At 45.5% G+C, this 17242-nt stretch carries 18 protein-coding genes and 1 pseudogene; 10 read left to right on the top strand and 9 right to left on the bottom strand.

Translation table 11 applies throughout. From position 1 onward, the window contains the following. Positions 1 to 133: 133 nt before the first annotated feature. Positions 134 to 1297: an aspartate aminotransferase family protein gene (locus DYD54_RS05685; protein WP_046696610.1), complete on the bottom strand. Its 1164-nt coding sequence runs from the start codon at positions 1295 to 1297 to the stop codon at positions 134 to 136. 30 nt (positions 1298 to 1327) lie between these two features. After that, on the bottom strand, positions 1328 to 1528 hold the full coding sequence (locus tag DYD54_RS05680) for a DNA gyrase inhibitor YacG (RefSeq protein WP_084260627.1): 201 nt from the start codon (positions 1526 to 1528) through the stop codon (positions 1328 to 1330). A gap of 405 nt (positions 1529 to 1933) precedes the next feature. Between DYD54_RS05680 and DYD54_RS05675 the strand changes: the two genes are divergently transcribed. After that, on the top strand, positions 1934 to 3430 hold the full coding sequence (locus tag DYD54_RS05675; RefSeq protein ID WP_063514983.1) for a DUF3360 family protein: 1497 nt from the start codon (positions 1934 to 1936) through the stop codon (positions 3428 to 3430). A 187-nt stretch (positions 3431 to 3617) separates the two neighbouring features. Further along, positions 3618 to 3785, top strand: a complete 168-nt coding sequence (locus tag DYD54_RS11405; protein WP_162888273.1) for a hypothetical protein — start codon at positions 3618 to 3620, stop codon at positions 3783 to 3785. Between the two features lie 67 nt (positions 3786 to 3852). Here the strand turns inward: DYD54_RS11405 and DYD54_RS05670 are convergent, their stop codons facing one another. The 3 genes from DYD54_RS05670 to aspS are packed head-to-tail and all read right to left on the bottom strand — an operon-like array spanning position 3853 to position 7318. Further along, on the bottom strand, positions 3853 to 4599 hold the full coding sequence (locus DYD54_RS05670; RefSeq protein ID WP_063514107.1) for a hypothetical protein: 747 nt from the start codon (positions 4597 to 4599) through the stop codon (positions 3853 to 3855). Next, a complete protein-coding gene (locus DYD54_RS05665; protein ID WP_063514106.1) occupies positions 4596 to 5507 on the bottom strand; it encodes a lysophospholipid acyltransferase family protein in 912 nt (303 codons plus the stop codon). Before DYD54_RS05665 ends, DYD54_RS05670 begins: the two co-directional genes overlap by 4 nt. A gap of 14 nt (positions 5508 to 5521) precedes the next feature. Further along, positions 5522 to 7318 carry an aspartate--tRNA ligase gene (gene aspS / locus DYD54_RS05660; protein WP_063514105.1) on the bottom strand — a complete coding sequence of 599 codons (1797 nt, stop codon included), beginning with the start codon at positions 7316 to 7318 and terminating at the stop codon, positions 5522 to 5524. A 413-nt stretch (positions 7319 to 7731) separates the two neighbouring features. Here aspS and DYD54_RS05655 point away from each other — a divergent pair, with 413 nt between their 5' ends. The 3 genes from DYD54_RS05655 (at position 7732) to DYD54_RS05645 (ending at position 11654) form a co-directional block, all read left to right on the top strand. Further along, entirely contained in the window at positions 7732 to 9585 is a 1854-nt protein-coding gene (locus tag DYD54_RS05655; RefSeq protein ID WP_063514104.1) for a potassium/proton antiporter, read from the top strand. A 119-nt stretch (positions 9586 to 9704) separates the two neighbouring features. Further along, positions 9705 to 10670 (top strand): protease SohB, encoded by a 966-nt coding sequence (gene sohB / locus DYD54_RS05650; protein ID WP_063514103.1) that lies wholly within the window; start codon positions 9705 to 9707, stop codon positions 10668 to 10670. 117 nt (positions 10671 to 10787) lie between these two features. After that, entirely contained in the window at positions 10788 to 11654 is an 867-nt protein-coding gene (locus tag DYD54_RS05645) for an SDR family oxidoreductase (RefSeq protein ID WP_063514102.1), read from the top strand. 26 nt (positions 11655 to 11680) lie between these two features. On the opposite strand, the gene DYD54_RS05640 is transcribed toward DYD54_RS05645, so the two are convergent. The 4 genes from DYD54_RS05640 to DYD54_RS05625 are packed head-to-tail and all read right to left on the bottom strand — an operon-like array spanning position 11681 to position 13466. Continuing rightward, positions 11681 to 12313, bottom strand: a complete 633-nt coding sequence (locus tag DYD54_RS05640) for an ABC transporter permease (RefSeq protein ID WP_228703618.1) — start codon at positions 12311 to 12313, stop codon at positions 11681 to 11683. Positions 12314 to 12343: 30 nt separating this feature from the next. Beyond that, the gene (locus DYD54_RS05635; RefSeq protein ID WP_084260626.1) at positions 12344 to 12718 is read right to left on the bottom strand and encodes an ATP-binding cassette domain-containing protein; all 375 of its coding nucleotides are present in this window, start codon (positions 12716 to 12718) and stop codon (positions 12344 to 12346) included. After that, on the bottom strand, positions 12703 to 13023 hold the full coding sequence (locus DYD54_RS05630) for an ATP-binding cassette domain-containing protein (RefSeq protein WP_084260625.1): 321 nt from the start codon (positions 13021 to 13023) through the stop codon (positions 12703 to 12705). The genes DYD54_RS05635 and DYD54_RS05630 overlap by 16 nt, the downstream gene beginning before the upstream one ends. Beyond that, the gene (locus DYD54_RS05625) at positions 13023 to 13466 is read right to left on the bottom strand and encodes a thioesterase family protein (protein WP_063514100.1); all 444 of its coding nucleotides are present in this window, start codon (positions 13464 to 13466) and stop codon (positions 13023 to 13025) included. Before DYD54_RS05625 ends, DYD54_RS05630 begins: the two co-directional genes overlap by 1 nt. Positions 13467 to 13584: 118 nt before the next feature. Between DYD54_RS05625 and xthA the strand changes: the two genes are divergently transcribed. From xthA to DYD54_RS05600, 5 genes and pseudogenes are all read left to right on the top strand, one after another. Beyond that, the gene (gene xthA, locus DYD54_RS05620; protein ID WP_063514099.1) at positions 13585 to 14400 is read left to right on the top strand and encodes an exodeoxyribonuclease III; all 816 of its coding nucleotides are present in this window, start codon (positions 13585 to 13587) and stop codon (positions 14398 to 14400) included. A 189-nt stretch (positions 14401 to 14589) separates the two neighbouring features. Further along, positions 14590 to 15804: a bifunctional glutamate N-acetyltransferase/amino-acid acetyltransferase ArgJ gene (gene argJ / locus DYD54_RS05615; RefSeq protein WP_063514098.1), complete on the top strand. Its 1215-nt coding sequence runs from the start codon at positions 14590 to 14592 to the stop codon at positions 15802 to 15804. A 151-nt stretch (positions 15805 to 15955) separates the two neighbouring features. After that, the gene (locus DYD54_RS05610) at positions 15956 to 16138 is read left to right on the top strand and encodes an NF038104 family lipoprotein (protein ID WP_046699990.1); all 183 of its coding nucleotides are present in this window, start codon (positions 15956 to 15958) and stop codon (positions 16136 to 16138) included. A gap of 187 nt (positions 16139 to 16325) precedes the next feature. Further along, a complete protein-coding gene (locus tag DYD54_RS05605) occupies positions 16326 to 16526 on the top strand; it encodes a malate:quinone oxidoreductase (protein WP_063514097.1) in 201 nt (66 codons plus the stop codon). Then, positions 16522 to 17076: pseudogene (locus DYD54_RS05600) on the top strand (malate:quinone oxidoreductase); the annotation flags it as partial. The gene DYD54_RS05605 and the pseudogene DYD54_RS05600, both read left to right, overlap by 5 nt. Positions 17077 to 17242: the final 166 nt, after the last annotated feature.

Raw genomic sequence — 17242 nt, 5'->3', positions numbered from 1 at the left:
CTATAATAGCAAATATTTGATAAATATAAAGCCCTTGATTATAGTAAAATTGTGAATGTATAAATATAATGGCGAAAATCCCAAGCAATAAAAAAACACCCTAAATTGGGCGTTTTTTTATTGCTATGATGACTTACAAAACTTCATAAAGCAGGGCGGTTAGCTTCTCGATAAGAGCATTTGTGTCGTCCACGCTGATGTTAAGCGCTGGCAATAGGCGAATGACATTACCGCCGGTGACATTGATGATCAGTTGATGGCGATCACGGGCGATATCCACCAGGCGACTGCAATCCACACCATCTGGCATGACAATGCCAATCATCATACCAAGTCCACGCGTGGTAATGCCTTTATCGCCATATTTAGCAATGACGGCATCCTTGATGGCTTGACCTTGCTTTGCGGCGTTACCCAGAACTTCTTCAGTTAATGCTTCATACACAGCACAAACGATGCGAGAGCCCAGTGGCGTGCCACCATAGGTTGAGCCATGCGAGCCAGCCGCAAACAACCCCTTAGCACGGCCTGACACCATGCACGCCCCTACAGGAAAACCATTACCCAGACCTTTGGCGGTGGTAAGCACATCGGGCTTGACGCTACTGTGCTGATAGGCAAAGTGTTTGCCTGTGCGACCATTTCCTGTCTGCACCTCATCAAGCATGAATAGCCAATCATTCTCATCGCAGATTTTTGACAGCGCTTCTAAATAACCCTCAGGCGGTGTATGCAATCCGCCTTCGCCTTGAATTGGCTCAACAAAGACAGCACAAATGTCCTGATCACCGCTTAATGCGCGCACAGCATCGCTATCACCAAATGGCACACGAATAAAGTCATCATTCAATGTATAAAAACCCTCTCGAGCCTTCGGATTGGCGGTAGCGGTAACAGTTAGAAGGGTGCGACCATGAAAGGCATGCTCCATCACGATTACTTTCGGGCGTTGTTTGCCTTTGTTGTGCGCATAGAGTCTGGCAAGCTTTAACGCACATTCATTGGCTTCGGCACCCGAATTACCAAAAAATACCTCATCCATACCTGCTTTTTGGCATAGGATTTCGCCTGCTTTTTCTTGCCAAGGAATGCCAAATAAATTACTGGTGTGAATCAGTGTATCCGCCTGTTCTTTAATCGCTTGGCTAATGGCAGGATGGCAATGACCAAGTCCACATACCGCAATACCTGTCAATGCATCCAAATACGCTACGCCCTGATCATCGAACAAATAAGAGCTCTCGCCACGCACGAAATTAACAGACTGGCGAGCGTATGTCGGCATTAAATAACTCATGATAATTCCTATTTACATTTACTAACAATTTTAATTAATGGTTGAGCTTTGTGGATCGTTGAGTTCATCGCTAAATGGCGTATCGCTGCTTGCGATTTTATAATTCGCAGATGCCCATTCGCCCAAGTCTATAAGCTGGCAACGCTTGGAACAAAAAGGCTTAGTAGGATTGTCTTGCCATTTTGTTGGGGTTTTGCAAGTTGGGCAAGGGTACATTTGTGGGTGATTCATGATCGGTTTTGATATTAAAATTTGAAATTATTGTATCATAAAGCGGCAATTTATCACGGATATGTGGCTAAATTTTTAGAAATTTTAAAAATAATGCATGACATAACGAATCAGACAAGCTATAATCATCCGCGGACATGGATGGCACTGTATTTACGGTTTAAATAGTGTTTAGAGATATTTCAAAAAATGAACAAATTTCAATGGCAATTTGTTTGATTATGACGTCATCCAAGGTTTGGTTATTTTTAGAAATTCATCATACAGCTGCTTATCGATGCTCGTTTTAAAAAGATAATCGGCATCCAAAAAGTGTTTTTCCAGCATCAAGATGATGGGAAGGACAGGATTGTTGGATGTTTCAAATCATCACAATGGTAAGGAGTATGTATTGTGACTGATAAAATTGATGATTCAGTAGCTGGTAACGGCGTTCTTAGTGATTTAGGCGGCAAAAGCTACGTCGAACTTCACAAACCTAGTTCAGAATTTGCCACACGTGGTGAATATTTGCAGCACGAGCTACAAATCATGCAACCAAAACGTTGGCGTGCAAATTTACCTTTCCGTGATTATCGCTTTGAGTTAGAAGACGCCATCCCAGCAATGGCGGCCACCATCGGTAAAATTGTGATGGTTGGTGCGATGGCCGCAGCTTTTGCGGCACCTTTGGGTCTATCTGAGGCATTCGTTCTTGAAAACGTACGTTATGAATTGCTGATTGCAGCATTCTTTGTGCTTATCCTATCAGGCTTTCTCTTGCCGACCGCAAACCTAGCCGGTACGCACGGTCCTTTGATTCCTTTGATTCCTATCGTTGTCGCCGCTGGCGGCCACCCGCTTGCTTTTGGTCTATTGATGGGTGTGTTTGGTGTGATTCTCGCCTTATTCAAGGGCGGCAGTCTCATGGCGCGCCTGACGAGTAACGGCGTGGCAGGGGGTCTGTTGCTCTATTTGGGCTTCGTTGGGACCATTGCGCAGGTTAAGAACATGATTGCTTGGGCGGACAAGATTGGACTACCACACATTGCCTTTGTCATCATCATCGCAACCATTGTGATGTATGCCTTACTTGAGCATTTCCAAAAACGTTGGCTTGCCGTACCGATTGGCTGTGCACTGGCAGGCGCTTTGGCATTCTTCTTAGGTGCGCCATTTGAATTTAAGACTGATCCTGGTTTGCCGCCGCTAAGCCCAATGTATTGGTGGGGTGAAGATACTGGTTGGACACTGGGTCTACCTGATTTAAAAGCATTTATCGTTGCTTTCCCATTCGCGGTGCTGGCAGTTGCCATGTGGTCGCCTGACTTCTTGGGCCATCAAGTATTCCAAAAAATCAGCTATCCACCACGCTGTGAGCGTACTTACATGAACATCGATGACACCATGGTCGGCTGTTCTGCTCGTCAGATTACAGGCTCAGTACTGGGTGGCGCGAACTTCTGTTCATCATGGGGTACTTATATTGTTCCTGCAGCGATCGCCAAGCGTCCTATTCCAGCGGGTGCGATCTTGACAGCAGTGTTCTGTATCGTAGCAGCGATTTGGGGCTATCCAATGGACTTGGCGGTATGGCAGCCTGTGCTTAGTACAGCACTTATCGTTGCGGTATTCGTGCCACTACTAGAAGCTGGCATGGAGATGACCCGTAAAGGTAAAACCACGCAATCAGCTGCGATTGTCGTATTCGCCTCAGCGCTAGTTAACCCTGTGTTTGGTTGGTCTTTGACTATGTTGCTAGACAACCTAGGTCTAATTGGTGACAAGCAGCGTAGCCGCGATCTGGGCTTCTCTGGACGTGTGATGATTCCTTTGGTAGGGTTTATCATTCTGTGTGTGGCGATGGGTGCCGTGGGTATGTTCCCTGGTATCGATGCGTTCTTACCACAATTTAGAGTTTAATTAACTCTTAACAAAAGCCGTTCATCATTGAGCGGCTTTTTCATTGCATGGATTTTGTGATGACATAAAATGTACAAAAAATGTGCGAATTTTATGCAAAATCACGCCCAAAACCCTTGCAAAATACACAAAGCTTGTTATAATTGCGGCCTGTTTTATTTTCTTGTTTCATCCAATAAGGTCCATCATGGCACATAACGAACAAACCACATTTAACATGCGCGTCGATAAAAATCTCGTAGAACAATTTAAGCAGGCAGCGCGTGACAATAACCGTACCGCAAGCCAGCTACTTCGCGACTGCATGATCGAATACGTCAAAAAGAACCGCCAAGGTGACATGTTTAAGCGTTAATCATGACGATAAAAAAGTACTCATTTGAGTGCTTTTTTATTTTTCAAGACGGGTAAGTTAATTATAATTATTGCCATGCATCCTTAATCCATTGGCTGGGCAGAACGTGGCGATACCATTTGCCGCCACCGCCATTGATCGCATCAGGTGGGTTAATTTCACCATGGAATATGACAATCTTGGCATCTTTTGGCTTCACAGGTGGTTTAAAGTATGCCAGAGGAATCTTTTGTAAGCAGTGATATTTATAACTGACACACCAGGTTGGATCCCAGTATTCAAGATGATGGTGCTCACGCAGATAATTTGACAGATAGGCTTGTTCATGCCTTACTTCGTTGCGGATTTTTTCAAAATTCTGTTCGAAATGACTTAGAAGGTTAGGGTAGGTATTATAACCAACCTTAAATCGATAGACAGAGCTGTTACCCACCATGCGCCAAGGCTTTTTCCAGTCTCTGATAATCATCACGCTGTCATCATGTTCTGCTTGATGCGTAAAGAAGCAGTCAATATTATCCACAATGACGATATCAATATCTAAAAATAATGCTGTGCCTTTAAGTCCATATAGATCAGGCTTGAATGTGGTGAGTTTTTTCCAGCCACGCTCTGGGATGTTGCTTGGTAGGTTTAGCTCGGGGATGGGGTAGCACACCACTTCATCACGAATACCGCTTGAGTCGTCCGTCAGGCAGACAAAAGTGAACGGCAGGGTCAGATTGCGCGCCACCATATTATAAAGGCGGTTTACGTACTCTGAGCCGTATTTGGTGCCCCATTTCATGCAAATGATATAATTGGTATCACTCATGAGTGCCCATCCTTATAGGTGATTACTTGGCGATATAGATGATCAAAAGACAGTAGATAAGGATTCTCACCAAAAGGCGTGAATTTAAACCGTCGATAGCCCCACATATAATGACTAAAATGCGGCTCGATCATACGCTGCATGGCGTTATTTAATGCCAAAGTTGCAACTTTGATGTCTTTGTTGTATAAATCAGGATCATCTAAGCGATAGCAAAAGATCTCAAAGCCATCATTGTCATCACGGCGAATGCAACTAAGGCCCACAAGAGCGCATTGCGTCTTTTGGGCAAGCTTTGAGGCTAAGGTACTGGTTAATGTCGGTATCCCAAAAAATGGCACAATAACTCCGCCAGAAGGATCAGGGACATGATCAGGCAGGACAATGCTAAAGCCACCTTCTTTTAAGGTCTTAAATATCGCCTTAACACCTGTGCCATCGGTCGGTACGAGGGTGGCATTCAATCTTTGGCGACCCTGCAGGATGAATTGATCCATGGCTTCAGATTTGGCTGGCTTGTACATGATGACAGGCTTGCCAAATTGATTAATCCATGCATTCATCATCTCCCACGTACCAATGTGGGGTACGATGGCAAGCATGCCCTTAGGATGAGATAATCCTTCTTTTAGTATCTCAATATTATGTACGGCTTTAATCTGCTTGATAGACCATTCTGGAGGCATTGCCCAACTCTTTAAGCTGTCAGCAGTACTAATCATCTGATGATGAAGCGCTTCTGTCGCTAATTGAACTCTGTCTGCATCTATAATATTGGGATTGACCAACATCAGATTCCTGTCAATACTGCGATAGATGCTGGCATTCGTCAATTTGGCGAGCCAAGCGGCAATTTGTGCCACCACGCGCATGAGCGGTAGTGGCACAAATCTAATTAAACCGTACATCAAAAAAAGATGCCTTATTCCGACTTTTCTTTTTCTCGGATGCGAATGCCAAGTTCACGAAGTTGCTTGCTGTCTACAGCAGCAGGCGCTTGAGTTAATGGGCATTCTGCGGTCTTGGTTTTCGGGAAGGCGATCACATCACGAATTGATGATGAGCCCGTCATCAGCATGATCAGACGATCAAGACCGAATGCCAAGCCGCCATGAGGTGGCGCACCATATTTTAGGGCATTTAATAGGAAGCTGAATTTCTCTTCGGCTTCTTCTTCACCGATACCAAGCGCTTCGAAGATGGCTTTTTGCATCTCAAGGGTGTAGATACGTAGTGAGCCACCGCCGATTTCGGTACCATTTAGTACCATGTCATAGGCGACAGACAGTGCCTCACCTGGGTTGTTTTTAACATCTTCTACGCTTGATTTTGGCAGTGTGAATGGATGGTGAACAGAAGTCCATTTACCATCATCGGTCTCTTCAAACATTGGGAAATCAACCACCCACAGCGGCGCCCATTCTGAAGTTAATAGATTTAGGTCATGACCAAGCTTAACACGCAGTGCACCCATCGCATCATTGACTACTTTTGCTTTGTCAGCGCCAAAGAAGATGATGTCTCCAGATTCTGCGCCTGCACGCTTGATAAGCTCTACAAGTACTTCATCGGTCATGTTCTTGATGATTGGTGATTGTAGGCCAGATTCTTTGTCAACGCCGTTATTGATGTTGTTAACGTCGTTTACTTTAATGTATGCCAAACCTTTCGCGCCATAGATGCCAACGAATTTGGTGTATTCATCAATCTGCTTACGACTGATTTCTGTGCCATTAGGCACACGTAATGCAACAACACGACCTTTGGGGTCTTTAGCAGGGGTTGAGAACACCTTAAATTCAACATTCTGCATGATGTCAGCCACATCCACCAGTTTAAGTGGAATACGAAGGTCTGGCTTGTCAGAAGCGTAGTCACGCATTGCCACTGAATAAGGCATGCGTTCAAACTTGTCAAATTTCACACCAAGCAATTCATCAAACAGCTTAACGGTCATGCCTTCCATCAAGTCCATGATGTCGTTATCATCTAGGAATGAAGTCTCGATGTCGATTTGGGTAAATTCTGGCTGGCGGTCAGCGCGAAGGTCTTCATCACGGAAGCACTTAGCGATTTGATAGTAACGATCAATACCGCCCACCATTAACAGCTGCTTAAATAGCTGCGGTGATTGTGGCAGGGCATAGAACTCGCCATTAGATACACGGCTAGGTACCAGATAGTCACGCGCACCTTCTGGCGTGGCACGAGTTAGAATAGGTGTCTCAACATCCAAGAAACCATGCTCATCTAGGTAGTTACGAATCAGATTGGTGACTTTTGAACGGAAACGCAGGCGATCTAGCATCTCAGGGCGACGAATGTCCAAGAAGCGATATTTTAAGCGCAACTCTTCTGAAACGTTAACGCTGTCATCATTAAGCGGGAAAGGCGGGGTGTCTGCCTTAGCAAGCAGCTCAATCTCTTTACCCAATAGCTCAACTTGACCGCTGGTCATGCTGTCATTTTCGGTGCCTTCATAGCGACGGCGAACACGGCCTGTGATTTTTAGTAGGTATTCAGATCGCGCAGCATCAGCAGTTGCAAATGCTTCTGGGGTATCTGGATCGATCACGACTTGCAATAAGCCTTCACGGTCGCGCATGTCTAGGAAAATCACGCCACCGTGGTCACGACGACGATGTACCCAGCCTGCGATGGTGATGGTTTGATCAATGAGTTCTTCGGTCACAAGACCGCAATAATGACTGCGCATCATAGAGTAATTGCCTTAAAAACGAAACGATAAAAATCTAAAAATAAAATACAAAGATAGATTTAAGGATTTTAGCAAAAATACGCCAAAATGTTAATCTAAATTTGTTAAAAACCAAGATTTTCAATAAAAATAAATAAAAACGCCACATTATGCCGATTTATTGCCGTCTGTGCAAGTGTTTCATTATGGCTTATGATTATCTTCCAACGCCGTATATTCTAAACAATGCCCAAGATATAAAAATCAAAATATTGAAAAATACGCTAAACGAATGAATTTTCTATGGAATTTTGGGTAAAAATTGTGTTACGATTGACTGTTTTTAAGAAGTTTTAATTTTTGTTTAATAATTTATTTTAAAGACAGTAAATTCATCAATCCAATCGCCAAAAACAAGGGGGAAATCACGCCCAATGGATGCGTTAAATATTATTTATCTGGTGGGGTCAGCCCTGCTTTTTATTAGCATCATGACCAGCACGCTCTCGGCGCGTCTGGGAGTTCCTTTATTACTTTTTTTCTTGGGCGTGGGGATGCTTGCAGGCGAAGAGGGCGTGCTTGGCATTCAGTTCCAAGAATATGCAGTGGCGAACTTTATTGGGCAGGCAGCGCTTGCTTGCATCTTGCTTGACGGTGGTCTTAGAACATCATTGAACTCATTTCGTGTGGGATTAAGACCCGCCATCACTTTGGCGACTTGGGGTGTATTGGCGACTGTTCTTGCGCTTGGGTTTTTTGCCACTTGGCTTTTGGACATTGATTGGCGATTAGGCCTTTTGATGGCGGCGATTGTCGGTAGTACCGATGCGGCAGCGGTATTTAGTCTACTGCGTAATGGCGGGGTCAAGTTAAATGACCGTGTACAGGCGACGCTAGAGCTAGAGTCAGGCGCGAACGACCCCTTAGCGATTCTATTAGTAACGGTGATGATCGCGCTAAATCTAGATCCGCAGAGTCAGAGCATTGGCAGTGTGATCGCCATGCTCATTCAGCAGATTGGCGTGGGTTTGATGGTAGGTCTGGCGGCTGGCTGGGCAATCTCTCGCCTGCTGCCAAAGGTGTATCTAGCAGATGGTATGTATGCCATTTTGATTCTGTCAGCTGGCCTTGCGGTGTTCGGTGCTACAAACCTGCTGGGTGGTAGTGGATTTTTGGCGGTGTATCTGACCGGTATCATCATCGGTAATACCAAGGTACGTGCCACCGAGCATGTACTGCGCGTGATGGATAGCTTCGCTTGGCTGTCTCAGGCGATACTGTTTGTTGTATTGGGGCTACTCGTCACACCATCTGAGATGCTGAAAGTTTGGCATTATTCATTGATTATTTTCTTGTTTTTGTTGTTTGTTGCGCGTCCTGTTGCCGTGGCTACGAGTCTTTTACCTTTTGGGTTTCGATTAAAAGAAATCGGATTTATCTCATGGGTTGGCTTGCGCGGTGCGGTGCCTATTACACTTGCCATCATTCCTGTGATGAGCAACGTACAGGGCGCAAGTTTGGCGTTTAATATTACCTTTGGCGTCGTTATCCTGTCGCTACTAGCACAAGGCGCGACCATTCCGTTCATGTCGCGCGTCTTTAAGGTGTGGGTGCCGACAGATGCCGAGCCTAAGGCGGAACATGAAATCTGGGTGGGCGATCAGGCGAACATCACACTCTATGAATTTGAGGTTAAAGTTGGTGCTTTTGCCATCGGGCGTCACCCCCAAGACATCTCAAGTAAGGTTAATTCGCATGAGATTGCTGTATTTGCAGTGGTGCGCGGAGAGCATTTGATTAAGGTTGATGAAGACACCGTTCTAAAAGTCGGTGACATCGTGTGGTATGCACTGTCAGGCGACTGGGCTGCGAACATCGCCAAAGTCTTCAACAACTTCGCCACACAATACCAAAAGAACAGCGAATTCTACGGGGATTGGCTGCTGTCACCGCATGCACGTATCATGGATCTGCCGTTTTATAATCTCGCCACGCGCGCACTTAGTCAGAATCGTCTGGGCAAAATGGCACCCATGGCGACAGCACTTGACATATTCACCTTACCACCTAATGCGGTAGGGCTGTCAGGCATTGATGATGAGCTGATGGAAAAATTAAGCGAAGCGCGCGACAAAACTGTCGAAGAGTTCATGATGGCGCACTTTAAGACAGAACCCGTCAAAGGAGATGAGGTGCGCTTAAATTACTCTTGGTCGCTGATCGTTCGTGATATTGACGGTCGAGGACGACTGCGCGGCATCGGCCTAAAGAATCTGTCCGATGATTAGACCGCACGGGCTTTAGTTTGTTATTTTTTGTATAAGTTGCTGTAAATTGACGCATTAAGCCCTATGTAAACTTAACTCATTTCATCACATTATACTTTTTATAAATCGCAGGAAAATTTATGCTATTTCATTCATCAAAAAAACCCGTTGAATTACAAATCATTCACCTAAATAAAGTCAAGCAAAAACGCCAAAAGCAATTCGAGGCAACCCAAGAAGCCAAAGAAGACAAACAGTCATGCTTCTCTAAGCTGTGTAAATTGGCCAAATCAAGCAAAAAAGGCACAGATCAATCTGATATTGCAGATGATGCCAACACCATCTACGTGCTAGATTTTGATGGTGACATCAAAGCAAGCGCGGTTGCGCATCTGCGCGAAGAGATCAGCACCATCATCACAACAGCCAAAGCAGGCGATGAAGTGGTTCTGCGCCTAGAAAGTGGCGGCGGTCAGGTCAATGCTTATGGTCTGGCGGCAGCACAGCTTGATCGCATCAAATCAGCAGGGTTAGGCTTGACAGTATGCGTGGATAAAATCGCAGCCAGCGGTGGCTACATGATGGCCTGTGTCGCAGATAAAATCATTGTCTCTGACTTTGGCATCATCGGCTCGGTGGGTGTGGTAAGCCAGCTACCCAATTTTCACGAACTGATGAAAAAACACAACATCGGCTATGAGATGTTCACAGCAGGCGAGTATAAGCGTACCGTGACAGTATTCGGCGAGAACACTGACGAAGATCGCGCCAAATATCAAGAGGAAATCGACCGAATCCACGAGTTATTTAAAGCATTCGTCAAAAAACATCGCCCAAGCCTTGATGTCGATAAGATCGCTACAGGTGAATTTTGGTTCGGCGAAGATGCACTTGCGTTGAACCTTGTGGATGAAGTGGGTACTTCTGATGCTTATGTCCTTAATCTTATGGATAACCACAATGTATATTCATTACAATTACGAAGTAAGCCTACATTGGCAGAAAAGCTGGGATTGACCGAACAAATGAGCTCATCAATTGATACCTTGATAGATGGTGCGGGTGCATCAGCAGCCAAGCTAATCAGCAAGCTAAACCGTCCATAAGCGCTGTGCATGTGATTGATTGTACACATTAAACCATTGGGAATTTTATTAAAAATACGTTAAAATAGCGAGCTTATTTGATTCGCTATTTTTATTTCATTATTTTTTGGATTTATTATGAAAAAATTAGAAGAAGTATTTGCCAAAGCCGATAAATTCGGGCGAGTGGTTGCTAATAAGTTTAATAAAATTAAAGATTTGAATGATATTCGTGGTATCGGTCAAGGCAAAACCGTACTGATTACAGGGGCAAGCTCGGGGCTTGGGGCAATGATGGCTCGTAAATTTGCCTTTTTGGGTTATGATTTGGCGATTTGTGCCAGACGCCTTGACCGACTAGAAGCCTTAAAAGTCGAGCTTGAAAAAGAATTTGGCATCAAGGTCTATGTGCGCACACTTGATGTGACAGCCTATGATGATATTTTTAACGTGTTTGAAGAATTTGTCAAAGACATCGAAAATGATGGCGGCATACTTGATAAAATCATCGTAAACGCAGGCGTGGGCGACAGTCGTGTCATTGGGCATGGGCGGTTTGCCATTAATCGTGCGACTGCCGAGACGAATTTTATCTCCGCCCTTGCTCAATGTGAATCCGCCATGCAGATTTTCCGCCGTCAAAACAGCGGTCATTTGGTGGTCATATCTAGCATGTCTGCAGTGCGTGGTCTGCCACGTCATTTGACCACTTACGCCGCCGCTAAGGCAGGTTTGGCAGCTCTTGCCGAGGGGATACGAGCCGACACCATTAGCGAAAAACTGCCGATTACGGTGTCCACCATTTACCCTGGTTATGTGCGTACCGACCTAAATATCGGGGCAAAATATCTGCCCTTTGAAGTCGAAGAAGACGAAGGGGCAGACGTGATTGTCAAAGCCATTGAAGCTAAAGTCGATGAAGCCTATGTCCCTGCGTGGCCGTGGCTACCGATTGGGCTGGGCATGAAATATTTGCCATTGCGACTGATTACGAAGTTTTTGTAATCTTGCTTAAATTAAAACAGCTTCTATCATGGAGCTGTTTTTGCATTCACCACAAACCGCCCACGTTCATCAAAAAACCGCTGAACCACCAGCCCCGCCGACAGCGTACTGCCCGCACAGATAAAAAACATGGTAACAATCTGATAGTGTACCGCCTGTGTGGGGTCAGCCCCTGCCAGTATCTGCCCTGTCATCATCCCTGGCAGGCTCACCAGTCCAACCACGAGCATGGAATTGATGGTTGGGGTTAGGCCATTTAGCACCGCCGATTTGACAAGCTCATGCACCGCTTCAAAGGGGGTCGCCGACAGCGATAGGCGAGATTTGATAAGGGCTTGCTTGTCGTGCATGGCGTTCACAAGTTCGTTGGTGGTCAAGGATATGGCGGTCAAAGAATTGCCCAAAATCAGCCCCAAAATCGGTATGATGTACTGGGGGCGATACCAAGGCGACACCTTTAAAATGAGTGTCATGATGGTTAAAATCGCAAGCACCTGCCACTCACTCTCCCGAGCGAACACCCACGCCAAAATCAGCCCAATCATGGACAACTGCACGACCGTCCGCACCCCTGCCATGATGAGCGTACCGACTAAGCCAAGTCGCAGGTATGCCGACACGCCTATCGTGATAAGCAGTAGGGTGCTGGCTAGGGCGATGTCGGTTAGGGTAAGTGTGATTGTTATAATTTACACCGCCAACACACCATTATCCATACGCCACAAATCCGCCCCCAACGCTTGTTGTTCGCTTGGTGTGTGCGTAACCCAAATCAAGGCTTTGGTGTCATCATGCCAATCTAGCACGAACCCAATGAGCAAATGTGCCGTTTCATCATCAAGGGCGGACGTGGTCTCATCAAATAGGGCAACCGTTGGGTTAAATTGCAACGTTCGCAAAAAGCTCACGATTTGGCGTTCGCCCCCTGACAGCTCATGGGTTGATTGGTCGATAAAATTGTCATTTTTGCCAAGTGTGGCAAGTTTTTGTAAATGCCAATTTTTATCAAAGGTTTTGTTTTGGTGGTATTTAAAATCAAAGGGGGCGGTTAGATTGTCAAGCACCGTGCCGTCCGATAGACTGGGCGTTTGATGAAATAGGGCAACGGCAGAGCGATAATCGGGTGGGGGGGGATTTGACTAAGGGATGTTAGTTTCCCATTTTTATTTAACATAATCCTATCGGTAACGGCATTATCCAAAGGTAACAAATCGGCTAAGGCTTGTAACAACACCGATTTACCAGAGCCAGAGCGACCGACTAGGGCAACTTTTTGACCAAAATTTAAATCAAAAGTCACATCATCTAACAGCGTGCGATCAGCGGCATGATAGGACAGCCGATTAACACTAAGTAGAGAGACTGCCATCAGCGAAATGCCGTAGGCAGGCGATGCGGACGAATGCCTTTCTCGCTGTTCATCACGCAGGCAAGGGTAATCACGCCTGCGGTGGCGATTTTGCCATTTTTGAAATCATCATCACATCGGTAGATGTGCTGGCTTAGAATAAGGCTTGCGGATTTTTTGACCACATCCGTTACCGTAACGACAATCATATCATCCACCAATAGTGGTGATTTATACGTCAAATCAGCACGGCTCACCACAAAATGCACCTTGCCCGTATGTCCGTCCGTGCCAGTTGCCATGCCGTCTGTGTCAAAAAAATAGCCATCAAAGCCAAGCGATGTGAGCCAATCCCTACGACAGTTTTCAAAAAAGGTCAAATGATTGGCATGATAGACAATGCCACCTGCATCCGTGTGGTTGATATAAACCTTATAATTGGCATGAAAAATCGGTGTGCTCATTCATGTTTCCTCGCTAGAATTTGAAATTATTGTACACTGACTTTGATAAATTTTTAAAATTTTTTCACAAGAATTTGTTACAATATGCCATGATTTAAGAAGCAATAAAGAGCCAAACATGACCACTTTTGTAAGTTTTAATATTAACGGACTTCGTGCCAGACCTCATCAGCTGATCGCCGTGCGTGATATGCTGGGTGCTGACATCATCGGCCTACAAGAGACCAAAGTGCATAACGAAGCATTCCCCTTGGCAGATGTGCAAAGCTTGGGCTATCATGTGGAATTTTTTGGACAAAAAGCACATTATGGCGTGGCGATATTATCCAAAAATGCGCCGATCTTCGTCCAAAAAGGCTTCCCATTTGGCGATCCAGACGCGCAAAGACGTCTGATTCATGCACGCTTTGACATTGATGGGCGTGAGATTGATGTAATTAATGGCTATTTTCCCCAAGGTGAGAATCGCAGCCACGAGACGAAATTCCCGATGAAGCGTGCTTTTTATGCGGATTTGAATACTTATATCGATGAGCTAAAAGGACAAGGACGCGAGCTGATCGTCATGGGCGACATGAACATCTCTCCGCATGATAATGATGTGGGTATTGGCGATGCGAATGCTAAGCGCTGGCTTAGAAATGGTACCTGCTCATTCCTACCAGAAGAGCGCGAATGGTACAGTGACCTAATGAGTCGCAATCTGCACGACACTTATCGTAAATTCAACCCAGATAATGCCGATCAATTTAGCTGGTTTGATTATCGCTCAAAGGGCTTTGAAGACACGCCAAAGCGTGGTCTGCGCATTGATCATATCCTATGCACTGACGGGCTTATCACGGACTGCGTGGATGCTGGCATCAGTTATGACATTCGCGGACTTGAAAAGCCGTCTGACCATGCGCCAATTTGGGCGAAGTTCGGTTTATAAAGTCGTTTTAATACAAACATAAATAAAAAGCGGCTGTATGTCGCTTTTTATTTATGTTCCTATATTTACCTAGGTGAAATTTAGAACATAAATCAGATAGCTCCAAAAACATAAATTTCCCATTCGCAAAATGCGAAAGCCTTTGGTACAATTCATCGTTACTTATTTTAAAAATCTAAGGAGAAGCCCATGCCAGTCGGTGATGTTAGTCTTGTGCCATTGTTACCCGTTGATGGTGTAAAAATCGGCATTTGTGAAGCAGGTGTCCGCTATGCAAACCGCCGTGATTTGACGGTGTTTGAGATAGAGGACGGGGCGAGCGTGGCGGTTGTTACCACGCAAAACTACTTTGTGGCAGCCCCTGTGCAAGTGGTGCGTAAACATATCCAAACGCACACGCCACGCTATTTACTTATCAATACAGGCAACGCCAATGCAGGCACAGGGCAGGACGGCATAGATAGGGCGTTGGCGACTTGTCAGGCGTTGGCGGACAAAACAGGCGTGAATGCGTGCGAAGTACTACCATACTCTACGGGCGTGATAGGCGAGACCTTGCCGAGCGAGCGGATTATTGCAGGGCTGGATAAGGCGTTGGCGGATTTGACAGCCGATAACTGGCTAAGCTCTGCCCACAGCATCATGACGACCGACACCACCCCCAAAGGACATAGCGTGCAGACCACGATAGACGGCACGACTTACACGGTAACAGGCATCAGCAAAGGGGCGGGTATGATACGCCCGAACATGGCGACCATGCTTGGCTTTGTGGCGACAGACGCTCATATCAGCCCAGAGCTGTTACAGAAAATCTTGGTGGATTTGACTAATCAATCCTTCAACCGCATTACCATTGACGGCGATACGTCCACCAATGACTGTTGTACACTCATCGCTACAGGCAAGGTGGGGGACTTGATAGACAGCGAAAACCATACCCATTATCAAGCCATTTACCAAGCTATTAAAGATGTGATGTTAAAAATCGCCCAACTCATCGTACGAGACGGTGAAGGGGCGACCAAGTTTATCACGGTCAAGGTAGCAGGCGGTAAGAGTACGGACGACTGTGCCAAAGTCGCTTATGCGGTGGCTCACTCACCCCTTGTCAAGACGGCATTTTTCGCGTCCGACCCGAACTGGGGGCGGATTTTGGCGGCGGTGGGTTATGCAGGCGTGCCATTTGACCAAAGCCGTGTAAGCGTGTCGCTAGACGAGATTGCCATTTGTCAGCGTGGCGGACTGGCGGACGGTTATACCGAAGAGCAGGGGCAAGTGGTCATGAGTCGCCCTGAGATAACCGTCAGCATCGATTTGGGGCAGGGTGATTGTACCGATACGGTTTATACTTGTGATTTGTCGCATGAGTATGTCAGTATCAATGCTGATTATCGCAGCTAAATCTTTCAGTTCCTATTGTCATGATTGTTTCATTGGGGTGGTGAAAACTGCCCCAAATTGTATGCAGTCACTAAGTTAATTTAAAAACTGTTTGTAAAAATCATCACAAACCACTAAAATACCGCCAATTTTCCATCATTTGAGATGTATCATGAGAAAGATTTCTATCCTACTAACCATCGCTCTATCTGCCTTTATCCTACAAGGCTGCGTCCATAAAGTTGTCACCGTACCCGTAAAAGTCGCCTACAAAACGACCAAAGGTGTGGTTAAAGGCACCACCAAAGTCGTCAAAGCGGTCGTGCCAGGCGACAGCAAAAAGGACGATGATTAGATTTATTGTTAATTTTTGCTAATTTAAAATGATATAAAGTTTTAAAATTAAGTTTTTTGGTTTATTTCGTATATAATAGCACATTTTTAGCATGGATTTGGCTTATATCAATTGGTTTATGACCGATTAATGTAACCCAAATCTTTTTTGTTTCACAACATAAGGCGATTTCGCCTTTGGATTTTTTATGAAAAAAATATTGATTACGATTGCAATCTTGTTGGCAATTCTATTGATTGCCATCATTGCATTCTTATATCGTCCTGTGGCCTCAAAGTCAGTCGCTGCTAATGGTGAGACCGTCGATGTGGTATTGATCGGTGGCGGCATCATGTCGGCAACGCTTGGTACTTACCTAACTGAGCTTGAGCCAAATTGGCAAGATTGACGGCAAAAAATATGTCTTGTTTGGCCCATTTGCAACTTACTCTAATAAGTTCCTAAAAAATGGCTCACAAACCGACCTAATGGCATCAGCCACCAAAGACAATGCCGTACCAATGGCAACCGCCGGTCTTGAGAATTTGGACTTGGTGAAATATCTGGTTAGCCAAGTGTCATTGTCTGACAATCAAAAACTTGCCGAACTTCAAAAATACTACCCAGAAGCCAAGTGGGAAGATTGGACTGAAGCCCAAGGCGGTCAGCGTGTTCAGATCATCAAAACCGCCCCAGGTGAAAAAACCAAGCTACAGTTCGGTACTGAGCTATTTGTCTCACAAGATGCCTCTGTGACCGCATTGCTTGGCGCATCTACCTCGCCTTATATGATGCTTGATCTACTGGCAAAAGCATTCCCAGTCAAGGTAGAAGGCGAGTGGAGTAATAAACTGGTACAAATCATCCCATCATACGGTCAAGATTTAGCCAAAAACCCTGCGCCACTAGACCAAGTACGTACCGAGACCAGTCGCACTCTAGGTCTGGTGTACGCCTCAAAGACCGGCACACTGCCTGCACCAAAAGATGGCGCTACCGTACCAGCACCAACCCAGTTCAATCCATCTCCTGATGCCAAAAAGCCAGTGATTGTGATCGAACCTGACGCACAAAAACCAGCGGCATAATATTTTAAAACAATAAAAAAGAGCGGACTAAGATTCG

This window comes from Moraxella ovis (assembly GCF_900453105.1).
GTDB classification, from domain to species: Bacteria; Pseudomonadota; Gammaproteobacteria; order Pseudomonadales; family Moraxellaceae; genus Moraxella; species Moraxella ovis.
This window is presented reverse-complemented; position numbering and strand designations above follow the sequence as displayed.

Excerpts from the sequence above, each read along its gene's own strand:
- DYD54_RS05685 (WP_046696610.1), bottom strand. The coding sequence starts at position 1,297 with ATGAGTTATTTAATGCCGACATACGCTCGCCAGTCTGTTAATTTCGTG.
- DYD54_RS05680 (WP_084260627.1), bottom strand. The coding sequence starts at position 1,528 with ATGAATCACCCACAAATGTACCCTTGCCCAACTTGCAAAACCCCAACA.
- DYD54_RS11405 (WP_162888273.1), top strand. The coding sequence starts at position 3,618 with ATGGCACATAACGAACAAACCACATTTAACATGCGCGTCGATAAAAAT.
- DYD54_RS05670 (WP_063514107.1), bottom strand. The coding sequence starts at position 4,599 with ATGAGTGATACCAATTATATCATTTGCATGAAATGGGGCACCAAATAC.
- DYD54_RS05665 (WP_063514106.1), bottom strand. The coding sequence starts at position 5,507 with ATGTACGGTTTAATTAGATTTGTGCCACTACCGCTCATGCGCGTGGTG.
- aspS (WP_063514105.1), bottom strand. The coding sequence starts at position 7,318 with ATGATGCGCAGTCATTATTGCGGTCTTGTGACCGAAGAACTCATTGAT.
- DYD54_RS05655 (WP_063514104.1), top strand. The coding sequence starts at position 7,732 with ATGGATGCGTTAAATATTATTTATCTGGTGGGGTCAGCCCTGCTTTTT.
- sohB (WP_063514103.1), top strand. The coding sequence starts at position 9,705 with ATGCTATTTCATTCATCAAAAAAACCCGTTGAATTACAAATCATTCAC.
- DYD54_RS05645 (WP_063514102.1), top strand. The coding sequence starts at position 10,788 with ATGAAAAAATTAGAAGAAGTATTTGCCAAAGCCGATAAATTCGGGCGA.
- DYD54_RS05630 (WP_084260625.1), bottom strand. The coding sequence starts at position 13,023 with ATGGCAGTCTCTCTACTTAGTGTTAATCGGCTGTCCTATCATGCCGCT.
- DYD54_RS05625 (WP_063514100.1), bottom strand. The coding sequence starts at position 13,466 with ATGAGCACACCGATTTTTCATGCCAATTATAAGGTTTATATCAACCAC.
- xthA (WP_063514099.1), top strand. The coding sequence starts at position 13,585 with ATGACCACTTTTGTAAGTTTTAATATTAACGGACTTCGTGCCAGACCT.
- argJ (WP_063514098.1), top strand. The coding sequence starts at position 14,590 with ATGCCAGTCGGTGATGTTAGTCTTGTGCCATTGTTACCCGTTGATGGT.
- DYD54_RS05610 (WP_046699990.1), top strand. The coding sequence starts at position 15,956 with ATGAGAAAGATTTCTATCCTACTAACCATCGCTCTATCTGCCTTTATC.
- DYD54_RS05605 (WP_063514097.1), top strand. The coding sequence starts at position 16,326 with ATGAAAAAAATATTGATTACGATTGCAATCTTGTTGGCAATTCTATTG.